Here is a 21801-nt window from a genome sequence, read left to right as displayed (position 1 = left end):
GGGGTTATCCTCGCTCGCGATGCTCCGCCCCCGGCTCGTCGCGCTCCCCTCTTCGCTGCTGCTGCTCGTCATCGCCTGTCACGCCGATCGAGGCGCCCCCGAGTCCATCCCCCCGCTGACCTCCGCCGATGCTCCCGTCGCACCCCTGGTGACCGACGAGGCCGAGGACTTCCTGGACGACACCCCGAAGCTCCCCACCGTCGAGGGCGATGCCGTGGTCCAGGCCATCGTGCGGCTCGGCCATGCCGACAACCACGTGATGGACCACGTCCAATACCTCACCGAGGAGATCGGTCCGCGCCTGACGGGCTCGCACCAATTGATGGACGCCGAGCGCTGGTGCCGGGACCAGCTCGCGAGCTGGGGACTGGAGGCCCGCCTCGAGCGCTGGGGCGAGGTGCCGGTGGGCTTCGACCGCGGCCCGTGGTCGGGCGGCATGGTCACCCCCGAGCGCATCGACTACGACTTCGTGACGCCGGCCTGGACCCCGGGCGTGTTCGAGGCCGTCCCCGCGCCCGCCGTGCCCTACCCGGCCACGCCGGCCGAGGCCAAGAAGCGCCGCAAGGCGCTCGCCGGGGCCTGGCTGGTGGCGCCGCCCTCGGTCTCGCGAGCCACGCGAGAGAAGCTCGAACCCCTGCTCGAGGACATGGGCGTCGCCGGGGTCGTACTGGCTGCGCACGACACCAAGGGCAAGCTCGTGCACACCTCGGGCCGCCCCGAGCGCTCGTGGAACGACCTGCCAAGGCTCGTCACGATCGTGCTGCGCCACGATCAACACGCCGAGCTCCTGGCCCGCCTGGAGTCGGGCACCAAGGTCGAGCTCGCGTTCTCGATCGACAACCGCCTGTTTCGCGGCCCGGTCCCGCAGCACAACGTGATCGCCGACATTCCGGGCACCGAGCACCCCGACGAGCTGGTGATCGTGGGCGGCCACCTCGACAGCTGGGACGGCGCCACCGGAGCCAACGACAACGCCACCGGGGTCGCCACCACCATGGAGGCCGCACGCCTGCTGATGGCCGCAGGCGCTCGCCCGAAGCGAACGATCCGCTTCATGCTGTGGAGCGGCGAGGAACAGGGCCTGCTGGGCTCCACGGGCTACGTCGAGGCCCACGCCGACGAGATGCCCAAGGTGAGCGCCGTGTTCGTGCACGACATGGGCACCAACTACCTCAGCGGCATCGGTCTAACTCCGGAGATGCGCGTGCAGCTCGAGCCGGTATTCGTCCCGGTCCAGCAGCTGGCCCCCGACACCATGCCCTTCGAGCTGCGCGAGGCCGAGGGCCTCGAGACCGGCGGCAGCGACCACACGCCGTTCATCCGTGCGGGCGTGCCCGGGTTCTTCTGGGACCAAGCCGGAGACTCCGACTACGACCACGTGCACCACACGCAGCACGACACGCTGGCCAACGTGATCGAGGGCTATGAGCGCCACTCGGCCATGGTGGTGGCCCTGGCCGCCTACGGCGTGGCCAACCTGCCCGCGCTGGTCGATCGTCGCAACAGCAGCCCCCTCCCTCGCCGCCGCCTCGGGGCGGGGCTCGACGAGCGCATGGTGGTCGACGAGCTGCCCGGCGACGGCGTGGCCGCCAAGGCCGGCTGGAGGCTCGGCGACCGCGTGGTGTCGATCGACGGCGAGGCGATCACGGACCGGCGGTCGCTGTTCCGGGCGCTGCGGGGAGGAAGCGCCAAGAAGTCGGCGGAGCTCGAGCGCAAGGGCAAGCGCATCACCACCACCCTCGACTGGTCCCAGTCGCCGGGCGAGCAGGAGCGCGCGAGCAGGCGCAAGCTCCGAGAAGAGAAAGACCAGTAGCCGCCGTTCGCACCGCCACGCTCGTTTGGCCGACACGACCGACGAAACCCGCCCACGGCGACGACACTCGTCGTAGCATGCGGGTCGATGTGGACGCTGGTCCGCGAGCACTTGGTCGTCAAGATCGCCCTGGTCCTCCTCGTAACGTTGTCGCTGGGTTTTGCGATCCCCGCGGCCATCAACGCCCACCTGCAGCTGGAAGAGATGCGCCGCAGCGGCCACGCAGCCGCGCAGAGCGTGGCCCAGGGGCTCGCGGCCGGGGTCCGCACGGCGATGCTCTCCGGCAACGGCATCACGGCACGCTCGATGATCCGCGACGCACGCGGTCGTCTGTCCACCGCCGAGGTCCACATCTACGCCCCGACCGGCGAGGAGGTCTTCGGCGAGATCCCTCCCCCGCCGCCGACCTCGGAGCTGCCCTCCCACGTCCAGGAGGCCCTCGGCGGCCAGGTCCCCACACCACCCGATGCGGCCACCACCGTGCTGCCGATCCCCAACGAGCCTCGCTGCCAGCGCTGCCACCCCGAGGGCACGATGCGCGGGGTGCTGACCCTGGGCACGGGCGGAGCCACGGTCTCGCTCGACGGCGAAGACGAAGCGCTCGACGTGCTGGGCACCGTGACCACCTCGGCGTTCGTACAGATCATGACGGCCGAGCACGAGGACGACCTCGATGCCTACTTCACCGAGCTCGCCGAGCAGGTCGAGGGCATCCGCGGGGTCTCGGTCCTGGGACCCGATGGCGAGCTGGCCTTCGGCGCCGAGTCGCCCGTGGCCGCCACCGAGCTGCAGCGGCTGATCGAGGGCGGTCGCAACACCACCCTCACCTCGGGCGGTCGCACGGTTCGCGTGCGCCCGCTGGCCAACGACCCGCAGTGCCACGCCTGCCACGAGGCCAAGGACCGCTGGCGCGGCGCCCTGCTGACCATCACCGATCCCCTGCCTCGCCCGCGCTCGACCCTCGTCGGCACCACCGACGTCTCGCTGCGCCACGTGATGCTGGCGGGACTCGGTCGCCTGATCGCGCGCTTCCTCGACGAGGTGGCTGCCACCGGCGCCGTGACCTCGCTGAGCCTGTACGACGGCGAGGGACGGCTCTATCGCGACGCCTTCGCGCACCCCACCCCCTCGGCCGCGGTGGCGGCAGCGCTCGATCCAAGCGGGACCGGCGATGCTCACGGCGACCTGCAGGCCGACGATGCGCGCTTCGTGTTCGTGACCGCGCTGGCCAACGACGCCGAGTGCCAGCAGTGCCACGGCAACGACTACCCCGTACGCGGTGCGATCGAGGTGGTCATCGACACCAGCGATGCCGCGAGCAGCCGCCGGCGCCTGGTCGTGACCGGGATCGGATTTGCCGTGCTCACCATCGGACTGACCATCGTGCTGCTCTACCTGGGACTGCGCACCCTGGTGGTACGACCGGTCGCCACCATGGGCGACGTGGCCGACCGCGTGGGACAAGGGCAGCTCGACATGCGGGTGCCCGTGCGCTCGCAGGACGAGATCGGTCGGCTCGCCCATCGGCTCAACCTGATGATCGAGGAGATCCGCAAGAAGCTCGAGCTGTCCAAGTTCGTCAGCAAGGCCACCATGGGCACGGTGGATGCGGCGAAGTCGGGCATCCAGCGCCAGGGCGAGCGCACCAAGCTCACCGTGCTGTTCTCCGACGTGCGGGGCTTCACCGCGTTCAGCGAGACGGTCGAGCCCGAGGAGGTGGTCCAGATGCTCAATCGCTACCTCGAGGCCCAGGCCGAGGTCGTCGAGGAGCACGGCGGAGACATCGACAAGTTCGTGGGCGACGAGCTGATGGCCACGTTTCGCGGGCCCGACATGGAGGCGCGTGCGCTGGCCTGCGCGGTGCGCATGGTCGAGGTGGTCGAGCGGATCAACGACGCGCTCCCCGAGGGCGTGCCCCGGCTGCAGATCGGCGTGGGCATCAACATGGGCGAGATGGTGCTGGGGGCCATGGGAGCGCGCAACCGCATGGACTTCACGGTGATCGGCGATGCGGTGAACCTCGGCGCCCGGCTGTGCAGCGCGGCCGAGCCGGGACAGGTGTTGATGACCACCGCGGTGCGCGTGGCCGCGGGCAATCCCGAGGGGGTGCGCTTCGAGCCACTGCCTCCGCTGCGCGCCAAGGGCAAGCGCGAGCCCATCGAGGTATTCGGGGTGCGGCCAGGGGTGGACGCCACGAGGTCAGGACATAGTGGCGGTGCCGCCCACTCGTGATGGTCGTAGCGCTCGAGTCGATGCTCGAACTCGCGGTCGACGATGCGAGCCGGGCCGGCGGACCGGCTAGGGCGCGCCGCGCAGCGACAGCACGTCGGCACCGCCAACGGTCAGCGGCACGAACTCGACCAGCTCGAGACCAAAGCCCTGCAGCGCGGCGAGTCGTCGCGGGTGATCGGTGAGCAGCCGCAGGTGCTGCGCGCCGAGATCGCGGAGGATCTGCGCGCCGATGCCATAGGTCTTCTCGTCCATCGGCAGGCGGGGATCGCCCGCTCGCTCGATGTACACCAGCACGCCCTTGCCCTCGGCCGCGATGCGATCGAGCGCCCGCTGCAGCGAGCTGGGATGGCCCTCGCCGAGCAGGCCGAACAGATCATCGGTGAGCGAGGCGGAGTGCATCCGCGCCATGGTGGGTCGACCGGGCTGCAGGTCACCGAGCACCAGCGCCGTGTAGCGACCGTCGTCGACGTGGCTGCGGTAGCGGTGGCTGACGATCCTTCCCCAGCGCGTGTCGAGCTCGCGGGCGTCCAAGCGCGACACGAGCCGCTCGTGCAGGTGACGGTGGGCGATCACATCGGCGATGGTGCCGAGCGCCAGGCCCATGCGCTGGGCGAGCGCGCGCAGTTGGGGCAGCCGCAGCATCTCGCCGTCGTCGCCCATGATCTCGCACAGCACGGCCACCGGCTGTAGGCCCGCCATCACCATCAGGTCGTGGGACGCCTCGGTGTGCCCGGTGCGCTTGAGCACGCCGCCCTCGCGCACGCGCAGCGGGTTGACGTGCCCCGGTCGCACGAAGTCGTCGGCGCACGCGGAGGGATCGGCCAGCCGACGAATGGTGGCCACGCGGTCGTGGGCGCTGCTCCCGGTCGTGACGTCGACCTTGGCATCGGCCGTCACCATGAACGCGGTCCGCATGCTCTCCGCGTTGTCGCCCACCATGGGCGGCAGGTGCAGTCGCTGCAGCCACGACGCGGGCATCGGCACCGTGATGATCCCGCTCGCCACGCGGTTCATCGCCACCACGTGCTCCACGGTGATGTGCTCGGCCGCCACCACGAAGTCGCCCTCGTTCTCGCGATCCTCGTCGTCGACCAGCACGATCATGCGGCCGGCACGAAGCTCTTCGACCAGCGTGGGTACGGATGCAATGGGCGAATGAATCGGCTCCACGGCCGGACCCTAGGCCAGGCCCTGCGGAGCGTCAAACGTCATCCCTCGCGTCGGTCCTCCAATTCCGCCCAGCGCTCGGTGACCGCCTCGGCCTCGGTCTTGGCCGCCTGCAGGCGCTCGAAGAACGCGCGGCGCTCGGCATCGGATCGCTCGTAGAAGGCGGGCTCGGACAGCTCCGCCTCCAGCGCCGCAACCGCGCGCTCGGCATCGTCCACGCGATCGAGCAGCCCCTCGAGCTCGCGCTGCTCGGCCCAGGTGAGCCCACGCTTGGCGGGAGCCCTTGCGGCGTCGGACTCGCTCCGGGGCTTGGTGGCCGGCGCTCCCGCCGGCGCCCCCGCCGGCGTATGGTCGGCCTTGCTTCGGCGCCGCTCGACGTAGTCCGAGTAGCCGCCGGCATGGAGCTCGACCCGGCAGCCTGGACCATCGTCGCCCGAGCCATCGTCGCCCGAGCCATCGTCGAACACCAGCACCGAGGTGGCAATGCGATCGAGGAACCACCGATCGTGAGTGACCACCAGCAGGGTCCCGGGGTAGTCGAGCAGCGACTGCTCGAGCACGGCGAGGGTCGTGACGTCGAGATCGTTGGTGGGCTCGTCGAGCACCACGACATTGGCTCCTTCGCGCAGGGTTCGGGCCAGGGCGACCCGTGCCCGCTCGCCTCCGGAGAGCTCGCCCACCCGCTTGCGCTGCTCGTGCGACGAGAACAGGAAGCGCTCGAGGTAGGCCCGCACCTCGAGGGTCTGCCCCGCGAGCTCGATGTGCCCGTGCCCCTCGGCCACGTTGTCGAACACGGTGGCCTCGTCGCGCAGGCCCCCGCGCTGCTGGTCGAGATAGGCGATGCGGGTGTTCTTGCCGTGGGTCACGGTGCCGGCGGCGGGCTCGGCCTGGCCGGTGAGCACGCGCAGCAGGCTGGTCTTGCCGCAGCCGTTGGGACCCACGATGCCGATGCGCTCGCCCTTGGACAGGCGCAAGGTCAGCCCGTCCACCAGCGTGCGCCCGGCGATCTCGACCGTGATGCCCTCGGCCTCGAGGATCGTGCTGCCGCTGCGCACGTGCTGCAGCTCGATGCGCGCGTCCTTGTCGGCCGTGCGCGTGGGCGTGGTGATCGCCGCCTCGGCCCGCTGGATGCGAGCCTTCTGCTTGGTGGTGCGGGCCTGGGGCGTGCGTCGCAGCCACTCGAGCTCGCGCCGCAGGAAGTTGCGCCGGTTGGACTCCACGCGCTCGGCATGGGCATCGCGCTCGGCCTTGGCCTCGAGGTACATGCCCCAGCCCCCGTCGTAGGAGTAGACCCGGCCGTCCTCCACCTCGAGCGTGCGGGTGACCACGCGGTCGAGCAGATAGCGATCGTGGGTGACCAGCACCAGCGCGCCTTCGAAGCGCTCGACCAGCCAGCGCTCGAGCCACTCGATGGCGCCGATGTCGAGGTGGTTGGTGGGCTCGTCGAGGATCGCGAGGTCGGGCGCGGCCACCAGCACCCGGGCGAGCGCCACCCGGCGACGCTCGCCGCCGCTCATGGGATCGACCGGTGCATCGATCCGCGACACTCCCACGTGACCGAGCACGGTGGCCGCCTCGTGGCGCTTGTCCCAGCCGCCGAGGCGCTCCACCTCCGCGGCAGCCTCGGCCTGCCACTGCAGCAGCGGCGGCAGCGGCTCCTGCCCGCGCTCGAGCCTGGCCGTGAGATCGGCGTGACGGTCGAGCGCGGCCTGCCACTGGGTCAGCCCCGCGAGCACGGCCTGCACCGCGGTCAGCCCCGGCGGGAATCGAGGCTCCTGCGCCAGATAGCCCACGGCAAGGCCCGCGCGGGTGACCACCTCGCCCGCATCGGGCGACAGCTCATCCGCGAGGATCCGGACCAGCGTGGTCTTGCCCGAGCCATTGCGACCGACCAGGCCCAGGCGCTCGCGCGTCTCGATGGCGAGCGAGGCCCCCTGGAGGATCTCCCGGATCCCGTAGCGCACGCGCAGGTCGTTGGCGGTGAGGATGGTCAAGGCGCGCGAGTATAGCCAGTCGTGACGAGGACCGAAGGCTTGGCCCCGACCTCGACATCGACTACACGTGCACGCCGTGCCCAACGAGACGCTCGAGCTGTGGGTGGGCCCCGCCCCCGATCGCCCCAAGACCGCCGACGGCCAGGTGCTCGAGGTACCCGACGACTGGTCCCTGCTGCCGCCCGGCGACGCCGCCCTGACCCGACGCGTCAAGCAGGCGGGACCCTCGTGGACGATCAGGGAGAAGCGCGGGCGCAAGCTGTTCTCGCGCGGGGTATGGGCACCGGCCCGGACCATCGAGCGGATCCGGGCCGAGCTGGCGAGCGAGCGCGAGGATCCCCGCCACGCACGACGCCTGGAGGCGGATCGAGCCCGGCGGGAAGCCAAGCAGCAGGTGTACGCGGGGGAGTTCGAGGCCGCGGTGCTGGCGTTCCTCCGCTTCGCCCCGCGTCACGCCGCGCTCGCCCGACAGCTGGCCGCCGCGATCGCAGCCCATGCGGTGCCGGTGGGCAGCGGCACCGTCGCCCGCACGCAGCGGATCCCCGTCGAGCGCCGCGCCGAAGCGGCCACCATCGCGTGGCTACGGCACCAGAGCACCGCGTACGACTCGATGAAGATCCCGCGCGTCAAGGGCATGCGCCGCGAGGTACGACGGCTGCTGGCCGAGCAGTCGCGGGCGTTGCTGCGGTGCTACCGTCAGGGAGAAGCGGTCGACGCCACCCAGTGCCCGCTACGACGCGCGCTCGCTCGGCCCGAGGCCGACTCGGCGCTCCAAGACGACCGATCGACGAACGTGCAGAGCCCCGCTCGCGCAGGCGCGGGCGGGGCTCCGTCATCTCGTCGTCGAACGATCGAGCAAGCGAGCAAGCGCTAGTAGCGACGGCCTCCGCCGCCACCACCACCACCGAAACCACCGCGGCCTCCGCCGCCGCCGCCGCCGAAGCCACCACGGCCTCCGCCACCACCGCCGCCGCCGAAGCCACCACGGCCTCCGCCACCGCCGCCACCGCGAGGACGGCCACCGCCGCCACCACCACCACCACCACCGCCGCCACCGCGGTCGTTGGCCTCGTTGACGCGGATCGACCGACCATCGAGCATGGTTCCGTCCATCTCTCGCATGGCGGTCTCGGTCGCCTGGGCATCACCCATGGTCACGAAGCCGAAGCCGCGCGAGCGACCCGTCTCCCGATCCGTCACGACCTTGGCATCGACGACCTCGCCGAATTGGCCAAAGGCGTTGCGGAGACCCTCGTCATTCGTGGCCCAAGCAAGGCCGCCTACAAACAGTTTGTTCGACATCTGATTCACTTCGTCCGTTGGTCGCCACGTGGGTCACGTGACGGCCATTCTTGATTGGTCCTGCGCCCGGCTCCTCCGCCGTCGGTTTGCACGGTCGCACCCCCCGAGGGGAGCTTTTTGCGAACGAGCGCCGACGGCTTTCGTCCGAGCGATTCCGGCGTTTTAGCCGGGAACGCCAGCGCTTGCACGAAGCCGACACGTGACAGGGGTCACGTACAACTGCGCATATTGCGCAGAACAGAGCGGACCGGCCCGGGGACTGGGCAGGCGGCCCACGCAAGGCTCACAGCGGGTCGCAGAACCGGGCCAGGATCGTCTTGACCCCGTGTCCGGGGAACCGCAGCTGCAGCTTGAGGCTTGCCCCCGTCCCGCTCCATCCGAGCAGCTCGCCCCGCCCGAACTTGGCGTGACGCCACGTCATCCCCACGTAGAGCGCCACCCCCTCGCCGACCTCGTCACCGAAGCCACCGCCGAGCTCGGCGTCGGTGAACGGCAGCTCGGGCTCGGCGTCGTACTCGATGTCGTCCTGCCAGCCCGGCTCGCGCGCCGGCGCCGGTGCGGGCGAGTACCCGCTTGGCGCGGGCAAGGGCGACGGCCGGCTCACCGCCACGTAGCGCGTGGCCTGGCGCAGCCCCACCGAAGCCACCGCGTCGGGCGGCAGATCACCGACGAACCGCGACGGCGTGCCCACCTGCAGCTGCCCGTAGATCCGCCGCCGTCGCGCCAGCGTGAGCGTGAGCCGATCGCGTGCCCGCGTGATCGCCACGTAGGCGAGCCGGCGCTCCTCCTCCATCTGCACCTGATCCTCGAGCACCCGCGCGTGGGGGAAGATGCGCTCCTCCATCCCGGTGAGATAGACCACCGGGAACTCGAGGCCCTTGGCGCTGTGGATCGTCATCATGGTGATCGCCCGGCCCCGATCGCCCTCGCCGCGCTCGCCCCCCACCAGGCTCACCAGCTCGAGGTAGTCGAAGATCTCCGCGTCGGGGCGCTCCTGCGCGAACTCCTGCGCGTTGCCCATGAGCTCCTGGAGGTTCTCGAGCCGAGCCCTTGCCTCCTCGCTGCCATCGTCGTCGAGCCAGGCGCGGTAGCCGGTGGAATCGACGATCTCGGCCATCAAGGCATCGAGGCGCAGCTCGCCCATGCGGGCACGGAGCTGCTCGATGAGGCCCACGAGCTCCAGCACCCGCTTGGCCGCCGCGCGGGCCAGCCCCGCCGCCTGTGGCTCGTGCATCGCCTGCCACAGCGACACGCCCTCGGCCGCGGCATGCTCCTGCAGCTTGGTCACCGTGCTCTTGCCGATCTTGCGCGCGGGTCGATTGACGATGCGCTGCAGGTGCACGTCGCTGTGCGGGTTGATGAGCACCGAGAGGTACGACAGCACGTCCTTGACCTCCATGCGCTCGTAGAACGCGACCCCGCCGATGATGCGGCACGAGAGGCCCGCGCGGCGCAGCTGCTCCTCGATCGCGCGCGACTGGGCGTGGGTACGATAGAACACCGCGAAGTCGTCGGGCGAGGCGCCTTCATCGATGGCCTGCAGGATCTCGTAGGCCAACAGCCGCGCCTCGTCGCGCTCGTCGTCGACGGCGATCACCCGCACGGCCTCCCCCTCGCCGCGATCGCTCCACAGCGTCTTGCCCAGGCGTCCCCCCAGGCGCCGCTGGTTGCGGCGGATCACCGCGTCGGCGCAGCGCAGGATGCGGGTGGTGCTGCGGTAGTTCTGCTCGAGGCGAATGATCTCGGTGCCGGAGTGGCGATCGCCAAAGCGCAGGATCTGCTCCACGTCGGCGCCGCGCCAGCCGTAGATGGCCTGGTCGTCGTCTCCCACCACGCAAAGCTCGGCCCGGGCGGAGAGCAGATCGACCAGCTCGGCCTGCACGGGGTTGGTGTCCTGGAACTCGTCGACCACCACGTGCTGGAAGCGGGTGAGCAGCCGGGCGGCGGGCTCGAGATCGGCGAGCTGGCCGCCGCCCCCCTTGGCCTTGGCCCGCCCGGCGTCGCGCAACAGCTCGACGGTCAGGCGCAGCAGATCGCCGAAATCGGCCGCATCGGCGGCCCGCAGGCGCTTGTCGTAGAGTTCATAGGCCTGCCGGGCCACCGACGCCACCGGCTCGGGCAGCTGCAGGCGATCGATGCCCCGGGGGCCGAACCCCTGGTTCTTGGCGCGGTCGAGCCAGCCCAGGACCCCGCGCGGCGAGTAGAGCTTGTCAGGGACCTTGAGATCCTTGAGGACCTGGGTCATCACCGTGACCTGATCGCCGGGATCGTAGATGGAGAAGCGAGGGCTCAGGCCCACGCCCTCGCCGTGTCGCCGCAGGATGCGGGCGCAGATCGAGTGAAAGGTGCCGACCCACAGCTCGCGCACGGGATGACGGCCGTCGCACAGGTCCACGATGCGCTCGCGCATCTCGCCGGCGGCCTTGTTGGTGAACGTCACCGCGAGGATTCGCCAGGGCTCGACGCCCTCGTCCATCAGCTGGGCCACGCGATGGGTGATCACCCGCGTCTTGCCGGTACCGGCGCCCGCGAGCACCAGCAGCGGCCCGCCCCGATGCTCCACGGCGGCGCGCTGGGCCGGGTTGAGCGACATCGCCCCCCTGATAGCACGAAACGAACGAGCCCCGCTCGCGGCTCGTACGCGGCTAGCCCTCGGGGATGAAGTCCACGCACGCAGAGTCGACCTGGCTCTCGATCGCGGTCTGGAATGCGGTCTCCAGCTCGCCCATGCACAGGTCCCAGAACATTCCGCGCCCCGCGGTCGCGAACAGATCGGCGAGCGCCTTGGCCTGGACGGCGTCACTCGCGGTGCCATACGGACCGACGCAGAACGAGCCGCCCGCGATCCCGAGGTACACCACCTTGTTCACGTCACCACCCTTGGCCTCCACGATCTGGTCGAAGATCTCCTGGGTCGTGCCCACGTCGGCGAGCTTCTCGTCCTCGTCGGTGATGGTCACGATGAACAGCAGGGCATCGTCGCGCAGGAAGCCCGCGTTGGGGCCCATGAGGGCCTCGCCCGTGACCGCGGCGGCCGCGGTCAGGCCGGGTTGCTCGTCGTCGTCGTCGAGCGAACCATCGTCGATGCACATGTCCGGCTGCCCCATGTAGCCGGTGGGCGAGAAGTTGGTGACGCAGGCGAACTCCTGCGCCAGCTCGGGCGAGCTCGAGACCATGGAGTTGGCCCCGGTGGAGAAGTTGCATGCGCCGCCGATGCCGGTGTCATGGAAGTAGGCCGGCTTGGGACAGGCGTCGATGACCGCGAGGTGGAAGTCGTCGAGCCCGCCGTTGACCGCCAGCAGCGCCTGGGGAAACGAGTCGAACACGGGGCCCCGCAGGGCCTCGTGCTCCTCGCTCATGCTGCTCGAGTTGTCGACCGAGAGGATCACGTCGATCTTCTTGCAGCCCCCGAGGTTGCCCCCGTCCTCGGCCCCGGCGGTGCCGTCGGCGGCGACGTCGAGCCTGGGCTCGTCGTCGAGGGTCACGATGCCCGAGGTCGCACCGCCACTGGCCGAGCCGTCGGTCCGCCCCCCGTCATCACCACAGGAGGCGCCGAGGGCGGCCAAGACCAGCATTGCGAGGACCCGATTCGAATGTGCCATCCGATCCCATGATACGCAGCGATGGCACGGATGCATGACGAAGGGCCTCGACCAAGAGATCGAGGCCCGTCGTCCGGTTGGGTGGGCACGGCCGCTCTCGCGGCCGTGCTCGAGCAAGGGAGGCCTACTCGACCTCTTGATCGATGTAGAGACCCGCGGCCGCGTTCACGCCGTTCTCGTCGGCCGCACCCGAGCGCTCGTAGGTCGAATAGACCAGGTCGGCGTCGAGGTCGCCGAATGCCTGGGCGGTGAACTGACACTGCCCAAAGCCGACGCCCGAGTTGCTGGCCTGGAAGTTGTAGTGGAAGTAGTGCGCCTGCTCCTGCTGGAAGTTCAGGGCGTTCCACACCGGGTTGTCGGCCCAGTCGGTCATGTTGTAGTAGCCCGGACCACCGCCGCCCTGCGCGGGCACGCAGCGACCACCGGGTCCGTCGTTGCAGTCGGTACCGACGTCGGGCGTGATCTCGGCCTGGCTCGCGCCCGTCTCCTCGCCCGGTCGGTGCGGGCAGCGGTGCGGGGCAAGGGCGGAGATGGCACCGCCGGCGCCGATGATCTGCACCTCACCGCGCTCGACGTGCTCCTCGTTGAAGTACGCCGACGCCGCATCGAACATCTTGGCGATCTGCACCCGTGCCTCGCTGGTCTTGCTGCGCCGCATGTACTTGGTCAGGGCCGGAATGGCGATCGCCGCCAAGATGCCCAGGATTGCGACCACGATCATCAGCTCGATGAGGGTGAAGCCGCGTGCCTTCTTCCACTTGTCGATGTTCACGTACATCGTCTCGTCGTCCTTCCTTCGTTCCCGTCGTTGTCGTCCCGGCCGTCCTTGTTCGGGAGGTGACCTCACCCTCGAACGGGATGCCTCGTCGTTACTCGTTCTCCCGGTAGGTCCCGGTCTGGTCGGTGCCGTAGTGCACCTCGTCCTCGTAGTGGGTCGAGGTGAACGCCCAGTATTGTCCGTCGAAGTCGAAGTCGCACAGCGCGTAGCTGTAGAACCAGTCGCGCGCGAAGTAGGCATCGGAGCCCGCGGGGAACACCTGGTTGGCCAGCGTGTCGGAGGGGGGCTCGTCGGCGGTGGCGGGGTCGGACGAGTCGGTGCCGTGCCCCGAGATCGTCGCGTACCCGCACCAGGAATTGCCGCCGTCGGGCAGGAAGCGCAGCGCATCGAAGCCGTGCAGCGCACCACCGCCGCGGAAGTACTCGGCGTCGCCCTGGCCGGCCAGCGTGTACTCGCCCGCCGACACGTCCCAGGCGATGGGGCCGTGCTCGAGCTGGATGCTGGTGGCCAGCGGGTAGGTGCAGCCGGGCCCCTCGCAGTTGGTGGTGCTGGCGTAGTGCCCCTGCACGGCACGGAAGCTGCGCTGGCGCAGCGCGAGGTTGGAGAGGTCGGAGATGACCTCGGTCTTGTGGGCGTTGCGCACGTTGCGGGAGTAGGCCGCGATCGCCACCGCCGCGAGCACGCCGAGGATCACGATCACCGTCATCAGCTCGATGAGGGTGAAGCCGTACGACGCTCGAGTGGCTCGAGAGGTCGGGCACGGGCGCGGCACGCCGCTCCCCCTCGCAGGTTCCATGCCAAGTCACTTCAGGCCGCCGATCGGGCCGAACAGCCCCCGTCTGGCAATGATCCCGTGCCGCGAAGGCCAAGGATCGTCGATCGGGAGGCCGAAAATCGTCGATCGGAAGGCCGAAAATCGTCACCGCGGACGGATCCCGTGGGACGGATCCGTGGCCCCACCCGGCGGGTGTTACCCTCCGCTCGAAAGTGAGCGGCCCCCCCTCCTCTCCCGCTGACGACTCCCCGACCTCCAACGATGCCGGCGCGCTGTCGCTGCGGCGCTGGGCACGAACCTGGCCGCGCGCCATCGTCACCGCATGGGCCGTGCTCGTGGTGCTCTTGCTCGCCCGCGTGATCGGTGACCCGGGCGTGGAGGTCTCGGGCGATGCACAGGGGCTGTTGCCACTCGAGCATCGCGCTCCCGACGACGAGCTGCTCGTGCTGCTGACGGTCCATGACGATGCACTCGCCGACGAGCGGGGCGGGGTCGACGTGCTGCTCGGGGCCGCCAGCGCTGCCGCCGAGCAGCTGGGCGAGCGACGGGTCCCGCTCGGGCCGCCCTCGGCGGAGCTGACCGCGTGGATCGACGCGCACGCGCTCTACCTGCTGCCGGTGCAGGCCCACGAGGCCCTGGCCGAGCGCCTGAGCGACACGGCCATGACCCGGGCCGTCGATGCCTTGCGCGCCCGGCTCAGCTCGCCGCTCCATGGCCTCAGTGGAGAGGATCCGCGCCGCGACCCCCTGCGCCTGCAAGAGCTGTCGCAAGAGCACGCCGGAAGGCTGACCCACCTCGGCAACCTCGCCGACATGCCGGCCGAGCTCACCGCCGCGGGCGACCTGATGGCGCTCGACGGACGCACGCTGCTGATGCAGGTGCGCAGCGATGCCGACCCGGGCGTCCTGCTCGAGGAGCTCCGCGGCGTGCTGCCGTCGTCGGCCGTGAGCGCTGCCGTCGTCGGCCCGGGGCCGCGTCGAGCTGCCGACCGCACCATCGTCGAGGAGCAGTGGGGGCGCCTGTTGGTGCTGAGCTTCGCAGGCTTGGTGGTGGTGCTGAGCCTGGCTCTGCGCGCGATCCGATCGGTCGTGGCGATCGTGCTCGCGCTGGGCACGGTGCTCTTGGGCATGCTCGCGCTCGGTCCCCCGCTCGATCCCCACGGCGTACCGCTCCTGGTGCTGCTGCTGGGCTTTGGCTGCGAAGGGGCCCTCCACCTGACTCGGATCTCGCCGCGAGGGTGGCCCGCGGCGGCGGTGCTGGGCGGCGCCCTGCTGCCCCTGCTGCTGTCTCCCTACCCGCACTGGCAGACGTGGGCCCTCGGGTGGCTGGGGGGCGTCGCGGCGGCGGTCGTGCTCCTGCGGCTGTTGGTGCCGGCGCTGCTCTCGCTGTGGAAGCTCTCTCCCGCTCCCGCGCGCCGCGGATTCCGGCTGCACCCGCTGCGCCCCCTGGCCGCGCTGCTGGCCGTCGCGGCCCTGGCGGGAGGCGCCTGGGCGCTGCAACGACTGCCGTTCCTCGAGCTCGACCGCACGCCTCGCCCCACGATCGAAGGCGATCCCGAGCGGAGCGTGCGCGAGCACTTCTTCGATCCGCGCCTGGTGGTCCGTGCATGGTCCAGGGGAGACACGCCGGCCTTGGCCCTCGAGCACGCGGCCGAGCACGCCCGTCAGCTCGCCACGTTGGTGCCAGGTGATGCCACGCGGGTCGACTCCCCCGGCCGACTGGTGCTGCCGCTGCCCGAGCTGCAATCGCGCAAGCGCTCGCTCGAGGCCCTCGAGCTGCCCGAGCGCATGGATGCGCTCCGCGACCTGCTGGCCACGCGGGGCTTTCGACCCGACGCGTTCGGCGAGTTCTCGCGAGGCGCGGCCAACCTCGAGGATCTACCCACGCCCCAGGCGGCGCTCGAGGGACCGCTGGGTGCCTGGATCCGCAGCTACCTCGAGCCCGTCGACGCGAGGGCATCCGAAGGAGGTGGTGCCGCCCTCGTCACGCGCGTGCACGTACGGCCCGACTCGAGCGCCCCCGTCCCCGTGATCGAGACCGAGTCCGGCACGATCGAGCTGCGAGGTCCGGCGGTGGCAGCCCGCCGCGATCGCGAGGGCTTCGACGACTGGCTCGGGATCTACATCGCGTGTCAGTTGTGGCTGGGCGCGCTGGCGGTGTGGCTGGGCACGCGAAGCCTCCCCACCGCGCTCGGGTGCAGCGTGGCCGCGCTGACGGCTCAGACCGCGGTGCTGGCCGTGATGGTGCCCACCGGCCTGTCGCTCGGTGCCGCGCTGCTGCCCGCATTGATGCTGGTGGGCGCCGCCGCCATGATCGCGGGAGCCCGGGCCTGCCGCTCGGTCAGCCAGGACGAGCGCTTCCATGCGACCGGCGTGCTCTTGTCGGGGCTCTGCCAGGCGGTGGCGGGGCTCGCCCTGCTGGCCACCACCCACCCGCTGTGGAGCCAGGTCGGCCTGCTCGTGGCGATGGGCGCCGTGTTGGCCTCGGGCGCGGGGCTGTTCGTGGCTCCGGGCATGATGCACCTCTTCGGAGGTGGCGTCGGGGGGGGAAGGCCGTCCGCACCGAAACCTACTGGGCACGAAGACACCGGGCACGAACAAGAACAGGATCGATCATGATCGCTCGTCGTACCCTGCTGCGCTCCCTGCCCTTGCTCGCCGTGCCTCCGCTCGTGTACGCGTCCGGGCTGGCGACCGCCGAGGAGCCGACCCCACAGGAGCGCAAGCTCGCCAATCGCCTCGAGCTATGGGGCAGCTATGCACGCCGCACCCAGAACCTCATGGCGCGGCTGTCGACCCGCCGGGAGACCTCGCTGCTCGAGGAGCCCCACCACAGCACGGGCACGCTGGTGTTCCGCGACCCGGGTCTGCTGGTGTTGCGCGACGATGGTCGGCAGGGCTCCACCACCCTCATCGATGGCGACCAGCTTCGCATCTTCCAAAACGGCGCAGCACCGGGCGATCCCTCGACCACGGTGGCCGATCTGCGGCCGGCCGCGCAGTGGCTGGCCCGCCGCCTGGTGGCCATGTTCGCCCCCGGGGACGGCAGCGCGCTGCTGAACGACGCCCGCACCCACGTACCCAAGGGTCATGGCCATCGCCTCGAGCTCATGCCACCGGTCGGCTCGGCCGCCCGTCGCATGATTCGCAGCGTGAGCGTGGTTCTCGACCCCGTGGTCGGCACCATCACCCAGATCGCGGTGGCCGAGGCCCAGGGGGACCGCGTGGTGCTGGGGCTGTCCGACCACCGCCAGAACCTGCCCGACGAGGACGTCGAGGCGTTCCTGGCCACCCTCGACGCGTGAACCGAGCGCGCGGACGTGCGACAATCCCCGCGACGATGAGCACGCGGGGGGCATGGAATCGAAGCGGGATCTTGGCGGGCGCGCGCGGGGTGGTCGTGGCGGTTCCCCTGGTGGTGCTGTCCTCGGGCTGCCCGGGTGATGATGGCAATGCCACGGGGGACTCGACCACGGCGCCGCCCACCGGCACGGCCACCGATCCCACGATGGCCGAGACCACCAACGGGACCACGACATCGACCGATCCCACCCTGACCACCAACACCACCACCGGTCCGAGCACGGTCGACGACAGCGGCACGGGGGATGCCAGCGACACGGACAACCCGACCACGGGCGACACCCCGGCCAGCTGTGGCGACGGCGTTCCCGATCCCGACGAGGCCTGCGACGACGGCAATGGCGTCGACTCCGACGGCTGCAACAACGACTGCACGATCTCGGGCTCGATCTCGTGGTTCCACAGCCAGGCCAGCGGCACGGGCCAGAACGACGAGGCCTTCGGGATCGCGGTCGATGCCCAGGGGCGCGCCTACGTGGTGGGCGAGATGCACAACGGAGTCGACGTCGACCACTGGCTGCGGCAGTACGAGGACGACGGCCTGGGCTGGACCCTGGTGATCGACGGCGGAGCCGCCGACGGGGCGCGAGCGGCTGGATTGCGCGGCAACACGCTCTATACCGCGGGCTATCGCGCGGTCGCGGGCCAGAGCAACAACGTGTGGTTGCGCAGCTACGACCTCGACGGCAGCACGGGCTTCGTGATCGAGTACAACGATGGCCTCAACGGCTCGAACGTGGGCCAGGGGCTCGCGATCGATCCCGGCGGCAACCTCATCGTGGCCGGCAACGAGACCGTCGATCCCGTGGCTCCCCATCAAGACGCATGGATCCGCGAGCACACCGCGGCCGGGACCCCGGTGTGGACCGCGGGATATGGCGGCGCGGCGGCCGATCAAGCCCGCGCCGTGGCGTGCGACGGGGCGGGCAACGTGGCGGCGGTGGGATTCGAGACGGTCGGCGGGCAGACGGACCTCTGGGTCCGGGTCTACGATACCAACGGTGCTCCGCAGTGGACGGCGACCCACGCCAACCTCGACGGCCTCGACGACGAGGCCCAGGGCGTGGCCTTCGACGGCGACGGCAACGTGATCGTCGTCGGCTGGGAGATCGATCCGGTGATCCCCTGGCGCCTGTGGCTCACCAAGTACGATCCCGCCGGGGTCCCGCTGTGGAATCAGACCTGGGATGGCGACACCGCCGAGGGCGCCCGGGCGTTCGGCGTGACGGTCGACGACACGGGCGACATCGTGGTCGTGGGTCAGCACCGCATCGCGGGCGTCAACGACTTCCTGGTCCGCAAGCTCGATCCCGACGGCAACCCCAAGTGGACGACGAACATCGCCGGCTACGAGGGGACCAACCAGGTCGGACGCGCGGTGGCGATCGGGCCGGGGCGTCGGGTGTGGGTGGCCGGAGGCGTGGATCAGGGCGTGGACGGGCGCGACGTGTACGTGGCTCGGCTCGCGCCCTGAGGGCGTGACTCGATCAGCTCACCCAAAAGCGCACGGTGCTGCCATCGAGCTCGCTGCGATGGACGGGCAGCGCCTGCTTGGCGGGGCCCTCGAGCACGCTGCCGCGATCGTCGAACTTCGAGCCGTGGCACGGGCACACCAGGAGCTGCGCGTCATCGTCCCAGCGCACGGTGCAGCCGAGGTGCGTGCAGCGAAGCGAGAGCACGCGGACCGACTCACCTTCGAGACGCTGCACCAGCACCGGCTTGCGCGCGGTGGCCGGGCGCACGGCCACCATGCCGCCCGGGGTGACCAGCGGCGCGAAGTCGCGGAGCTTCAGCTCCACCAGCCCCCCTTCTCCCACGGGAACGCCCTTGGGCTCCCACCGCGGAGCCGCGCCCGCACAGCCGACGAGTACCAGGCCAACGCCCCCTCCGACGAAGGCACGCCGCGCCAGGGGGTGGGACGGAGAGTCCGGCATCGGCCTCATCCGAGCACAGTCGGGGTCTACGGGCAAGCCACGGGGAACTCGATGGGCAGGGTCATGGCGTCGGGGACTTCGATCATCGCATGAGTGGAGCCCTCGAGATCATACGGAAGGGGGTCCGACACCATGCCGGCCACCGTGCCGCAAAACACGGGGTCGCCCGCGAGGACTGCGTGGAGCTGCACCGTGGTCGTGACGTCTGCGCCGGTGCCCGGGTTGGCCTCGCCCGGGATGAAGACCTCGCCCATGTCCCAATCGAACGATCCGTCTCCATTCACGGCCACTCCCGCGTAGTCGTAGACCTCACCGACGAGCAGACGGGGGGTGGTCTTGCTACCGGGGTCGAGGCTCAAGAACTGTAGTGTGAGATCCACGGTCCCCTCGCCTGGATTGGTGTGTACGATGGCCTGCAGCGGCGTCCTGGGCAAGAGGCTGGTATCGACGACCAACAGCAAGGTCCGTGGGCCGTCGGGCCATCCGGTCGTCGCGCTCGGCGGGCCCGTGGTGTCTCCCTCCGTCGTGTCGCCGCTGCCAGTCTGGCCTGCGCTGGTGCTCGTGGTCTCCGCGCCGTCCGTCGTTTCGTCGTTCTTGCTCACGTCGGGCAGCGGGCTCGGGCAGCCCGCGCTCGCGAGCATGGATGAAGCGAGCAGAAACGGGAGCAAGCAACGCAGGACGGTCATTTCCCCGAGCTTGGGCGCACGGGGTCGAAGATGTCAACGAAGCCCCACGACGCCACCGCTCACTACCCGTCGTCGTCGAGGGACGAGGAGGTCACGCCGGGTGAACCCGGAGCCTCGGACGATCGAAGCGGTAGCTCGTGCTGCCACGCGCAGGCTGCTGGCGGCGCTCGGGTCACTCCGCGACACCCACGCTCGCCGAGCGCGGCTCGCTCGACGCGAAGGCGAGCTCGACGAAGGCGACGGTGCTGCGATCGGGGTGTGGGTCGGTGAGGACGGAGCCGCTGAGATCGTCGGCGAGCATCTCGAGCTCCACCGGGGTCTCGAAGGCGGCGTGGATCTCGGGGGGGAGATCGATGAGATCGGAGAGGCGAGTCGGCGAGGTCCGGGCACAACGCTGGAGGAGGACGATGGGGAGGATGAACGGGAGGGGCTGGGCGCGGCGGTGGCGTCTTCGGTGGCAGCGGTGGCGGTCCCAGAGGAGGACCATGTGCTCGCCATCCGTTTGGGGTAGCGTTGATGCCCGTGCTCGCCTCGACGCTCACCGCCAGCGTGCTCGCGCTGGCTCCGCCGTCCCCGTCCCCGGGGGCCGACGATGCGCCGCGAGGCAACACCGTGCTCACGCGTCGCCGCGGAGTGGTGTGGGGGGCGGCCGCGGTACCCCGGGTCGCGCTCCTCATCGGCGACGGCGCACGGGTGATGCAGCCGGTCGGATTCGGCGCCGAGCTCCAGCTCAGCGCCTACGCCCTGCACCTGGGCGCGCTGCGCTTCGGTGGACGCGCGCACTTCGGTCACACCCGGGTGCTCGACCGCCTGAGCTTCCAGTACGACGACGGCTCGGGCGCGGGCGTACAGCCGGTCACCCGCTACGCGGCGCTGGGGCACACCGACTTCTCGCTCGGCCCCGCCGCCCAGGTGGTGCTGGGGCCCATCCTCGTCGAGGGGGGCGCGACGGTGGGCCTGGGCATCTCCAACCTCGTCCGACCGCTGGGTCCCCTGCCCACCGACGAGGTGCAGACCTCGGACACCACGGCGATGCTGCGGGGAGGCGGGCAGATCGCGGTCCCCATTCGCCGCAACCAGGGCGTCTCGCTGGGCGTGCACGCGACGCGGTTCTTCTCCAATACGCAGGTGGTGGCCAATCCCGACCCCACCATGCCCGACGCGCTCCCCGACGCCAATCCGTTCGACCTGGTGCTGGAGATCGGCGTCGGATATCACATGTGGTTCTGATCGAGTACCGTGCTCGCGTGCCGCGGGCGGGCGCATCGATGGTACCGATCGGCGGGTGGATCCGCGGACGGCTCGGCGCGCTGGTCCTGCTCGCGTCCACGACCGGGCTGCTCCTACCCGCAACGGCTCGAGCCACGTGGTCGATCGTGGCGGTCGACCCTCACACGCGAGAGGTCGGCGTGGCGGTGGCCTCGTGCGTGGAAGCCCCGGCGGGCAACACCCTCCTGCCGCAGGTGGCCGGGCTCGCCCCGGGCGTGGGCGCCCTGGCGGCGCAGGCCCTCTACGACTCCATGGAACGCAACGAAGCCCTGATGCGGCTGGCCGGCGGAGCAGCGCCACGAGACCTGATCGACGGGGTGCTGGCTGGTGATCCGCTGGCCGCCATGCGCCAGTACGGGGTGGTCACGCTCGACCTCCAGGTCGCGACATACACCGGAGACGCGACTCGAGCGTGGTCCGGTGACGTACGAGGCACGGGCGTCGCCGTCCAGGGCAACCTGCTCCACGGACCCGAGGTGCTCGACGAAGCACTGGCCGCATTCGAAGCCGACCCCCCGGCACACCCCTGGACGCTGGCCGACCGCCTGATGGCCGCGCTCGAGGCCGGCGCCGCCCAGGGTGGCGACGCGCGCTGCCCCGCCGGGCAATCGGCCCTGGCCGCCGCCCTGAGAGTGGCGCGGCCTACCGACCCGGCACACGCGCCCTCGATCGATCTGCGGATCCCTTCGCAGCCGCGCGGCGGCGCTGACCCGGTGGCATTGCTCCGAACCGAGTTCGACCGGTGGCGGCACGTGAACCCGCCCGACGGCTCGACCCGCGACCCCATGCCGCAGACCTCCCCCTGGCTGCTGGTGCTCGTGCTCGGCTGGCTCCGCGCGGCGAGCCGACGCAAGCGTTCACCTTCGCTCGCGGCACGAGCCGGCTGA

The 21801-nt window shown here is 70.7% G+C and carries 18 protein-coding genes; 8 read left to right on the top strand and 10 right to left on the bottom strand.

The window, feature by feature from the left end; all coding sequences use genetic code 11:
* The first annotated feature begins 19 nt into the window (after positions 1 to 19).
* Positions 20 to 1813: a M20/M25/M40 family metallo-hydrolase gene (locus OEB96_RS24790; RefSeq protein WP_266219190.1), complete on the top strand. Its 1794-nt coding sequence runs from the start codon at positions 20 to 22 to the stop codon at positions 1811 to 1813.
* Positions 1814 to 1900: 87 nt separating this feature from the next.
* Positions 1901 to 4045: an adenylate/guanylate cyclase domain-containing protein gene (locus tag OEB96_RS24785; RefSeq protein ID WP_266219189.1), complete on the top strand. Its 2145-nt coding sequence runs from the start codon at positions 1901 to 1903 to the stop codon at positions 4043 to 4045.
* A 66-nt stretch (positions 4046 to 4111) separates the two neighbouring features.
* Here the strand turns inward: OEB96_RS24785 and ribB are convergent, their stop codons facing one another.
* Positions 4112 to 5215: a 3,4-dihydroxy-2-butanone-4-phosphate synthase gene (ribB, locus tag OEB96_RS24780; protein WP_266219188.1), complete on the bottom strand. Its 1104-nt coding sequence runs from the start codon at positions 5213 to 5215 to the stop codon at positions 4112 to 4114.
* Between the two features lie 38 nt (positions 5216 to 5253).
* Complete coding sequence (locus OEB96_RS24775) at positions 5254 to 7206, bottom strand: ABC-F family ATP-binding cassette domain-containing protein (RefSeq protein WP_266219187.1); 1953 nt, start codon at positions 7204 to 7206, stop codon at positions 5254 to 5256.
* A 76-nt stretch (positions 7207 to 7282) separates the two neighbouring features.
* On the opposite strand from OEB96_RS24775, the gene OEB96_RS24770 reads away from it, so the two are divergent.
* Entirely contained in the window at positions 7283 to 8080 is a 798-nt protein-coding gene (locus tag OEB96_RS24770; protein ID WP_323137432.1) for a DUF2293 domain-containing protein, read from the top strand.
* Here OEB96_RS24770 and OEB96_RS24765 read toward each other — a convergent pair.
* The 5 genes from OEB96_RS24765 to OEB96_RS24745 form a co-directional block, all read right to left on the bottom strand.
* Positions 8077 to 8508, bottom strand: coding sequence for an RNA recognition motif domain-containing protein (locus tag OEB96_RS24765; protein WP_266219186.1), 432 nt, complete (start codon positions 8506 to 8508; stop codon positions 8077 to 8079). The genes OEB96_RS24770 and OEB96_RS24765 overlap by 4 nt on opposite strands.
* A 283-nt stretch (positions 8509 to 8791) precedes the next feature.
* Positions 8792 to 11101, bottom strand: a complete 2310-nt coding sequence (locus OEB96_RS24760; protein WP_266219185.1) for an ATP-dependent helicase — start codon at positions 11099 to 11101, stop codon at positions 8792 to 8794.
* A gap of 52 nt (positions 11102 to 11153) precedes the next feature.
* Entirely contained in the window at positions 11154 to 12110 is a 957-nt protein-coding gene (locus OEB96_RS24755; protein WP_266219184.1) for a hypothetical protein, read from the bottom strand.
* 124 nt (positions 12111 to 12234) lie between these two features.
* Positions 12235 to 12888, bottom strand: coding sequence for a type IV pilin protein (locus OEB96_RS46460; protein WP_323137431.1), 654 nt, complete (start codon positions 12886 to 12888; stop codon positions 12235 to 12237).
* Positions 12889 to 12979: 91 nt separating this feature from the next.
* On the bottom strand, positions 12980 to 13660 hold the full coding sequence (locus tag OEB96_RS24745) for a type IV pilin protein (protein WP_266219183.1): 681 nt from the start codon (positions 13658 to 13660) through the stop codon (positions 12980 to 12982).
* 215 nt (positions 13661 to 13875) lie between these two features.
* Between OEB96_RS24745 and OEB96_RS24740 the strand changes: the two genes are divergently transcribed.
* The 3 genes from OEB96_RS24740 to OEB96_RS24730 are packed head-to-tail and all read left to right on the top strand — an operon-like array spanning position 13876 to position 18499.
* Positions 13876 to 16281, top strand: coding sequence for an MMPL family transporter (locus tag OEB96_RS24740; protein ID WP_266219182.1), 2406 nt, complete (start codon positions 13876 to 13878; stop codon positions 16279 to 16281).
* The gene (locus OEB96_RS24735) at positions 16278 to 16967 is read left to right on the top strand and encodes an outer membrane lipoprotein carrier protein LolA (protein WP_266219181.1); all 690 of its coding nucleotides are present in this window, start codon (positions 16278 to 16280) and stop codon (positions 16965 to 16967) included. The genes OEB96_RS24740 and OEB96_RS24735 overlap by 4 nt, the downstream gene beginning before the upstream one ends.
* Positions 16968 to 17002: 35 nt before the next feature.
* Positions 17003 to 18499: a hypothetical protein gene (locus tag OEB96_RS24730; RefSeq protein WP_266219180.1), complete on the top strand. Its 1497-nt coding sequence runs from the start codon at positions 17003 to 17005 to the stop codon at positions 18497 to 18499.
* Positions 18500 to 18512: 13 nt separating this feature from the next.
* Here OEB96_RS24730 and OEB96_RS24725 read toward each other — a convergent pair whose 3' ends face one another.
* The 3 genes from OEB96_RS24725 to OEB96_RS24715 form a co-directional block, all read right to left on the bottom strand.
* The gene (locus OEB96_RS24725) at positions 18513 to 18959 is read right to left on the bottom strand and encodes a QcrA and Rieske domain-containing protein (protein WP_266219179.1); all 447 of its coding nucleotides are present in this window, start codon (positions 18957 to 18959) and stop codon (positions 18513 to 18515) included.
* Positions 18960 to 18985: 26 nt separating this feature from the next.
* Positions 18986 to 19600, bottom strand: a complete 615-nt coding sequence (locus tag OEB96_RS24720) for a hypothetical protein (RefSeq protein ID WP_266219178.1) — start codon at positions 19598 to 19600, stop codon at positions 18986 to 18988.
* 217 nt (positions 19601 to 19817) lie between these two features.
* Positions 19818 to 20132: a hypothetical protein gene (locus OEB96_RS24715; protein WP_266219177.1), complete on the bottom strand. Its 315-nt coding sequence runs from the start codon at positions 20130 to 20132 to the stop codon at positions 19818 to 19820.
* 35 nt (positions 20133 to 20167) lie between these two features.
* Here OEB96_RS24715 and OEB96_RS24710 point away from each other — a divergent pair, with 35 nt between their 5' ends.
* On the top strand, positions 20168 to 20875 hold the full coding sequence (locus OEB96_RS24710; protein ID WP_266219176.1) for a hypothetical protein: 708 nt from the start codon (positions 20168 to 20170) through the stop codon (positions 20873 to 20875).
* Positions 20866 to 21801, top strand: coding sequence for a DUF1028 domain-containing protein (locus OEB96_RS24705; protein ID WP_266219175.1), 936 nt, complete (start codon positions 20866 to 20868; stop codon positions 21799 to 21801). The genes OEB96_RS24710 and OEB96_RS24705 overlap by 10 nt, the downstream gene beginning before the upstream one ends.

The organism is Paraliomyxa miuraensis, from assembly GCF_026337845.1.
GTDB classification, from domain to species: domain Bacteria; phylum Myxococcota_A; class Polyangia; order Nannocystales; family Nannocystaceae; genus Paraliomyxa; species Paraliomyxa miuraensis.
The sequence above is the reverse complement of the archived record's forward strand: the minus strand, read 5'-3'. Positions and strand labels throughout refer to the sequence as shown.

Bases quoted from the DNA above. Each gene is read 5' to 3' on its own strand.
- OEB96_RS24790 (WP_266219190.1), top strand. From the start codon at position 20: ATGCTCCGCCCCCGGCTCGTCGCGCTCCCCTCTTCGCTGCTGCTGCTC.
- OEB96_RS24785 (WP_266219189.1), top strand. From the start codon at position 1,901: ATGTGGACGCTGGTCCGCGAGCACTTGGTCGTCAAGATCGCCCTGGTC.
- OEB96_RS24765 (WP_266219186.1), bottom strand. From the start codon at position 8,508: ATGTCGAACAAACTGTTTGTAGGCGGCCTTGCTTGGGCCACGAATGAC.
- OEB96_RS24760 (WP_266219185.1), bottom strand. From the start codon at position 11,101: ATGTCGCTCAACCCGGCCCAGCGCGCCGCCGTGGAGCATCGGGGCGGG.
- OEB96_RS24755 (WP_266219184.1), bottom strand. From the start codon at position 12,110: ATGGCACATTCGAATCGGGTCCTCGCAATGCTGGTCTTGGCCGCCCTC.
- OEB96_RS46460 (WP_323137431.1), bottom strand. From the start codon at position 12,888: ATGTACGTGAACATCGACAAGTGGAAGAAGGCACGCGGCTTCACCCTC.
- OEB96_RS24735 (WP_266219181.1), top strand. From the start codon at position 16,278: ATGATCGCTCGTCGTACCCTGCTGCGCTCCCTGCCCTTGCTCGCCGTG.
- OEB96_RS24730 (WP_266219180.1), top strand. From the start codon at position 17,003: ATGAGCACGCGGGGGGCATGGAATCGAAGCGGGATCTTGGCGGGCGCG.
- OEB96_RS24725 (WP_266219179.1), bottom strand. From the start codon at position 18,959: ATGCCGGACTCTCCGTCCCACCCCCTGGCGCGGCGTGCCTTCGTCGGA.
- OEB96_RS24720 (WP_266219178.1), bottom strand. From the start codon at position 19,600: ATGCTCGCGAGCGCGGGCTGCCCGAGCCCGCTGCCCGACGTGAGCAAG.
- OEB96_RS24715 (WP_266219177.1), bottom strand. From the start codon at position 20,132: ATGGTCCTCCTCTGGGACCGCCACCGCTGCCACCGAAGACGCCACCGC.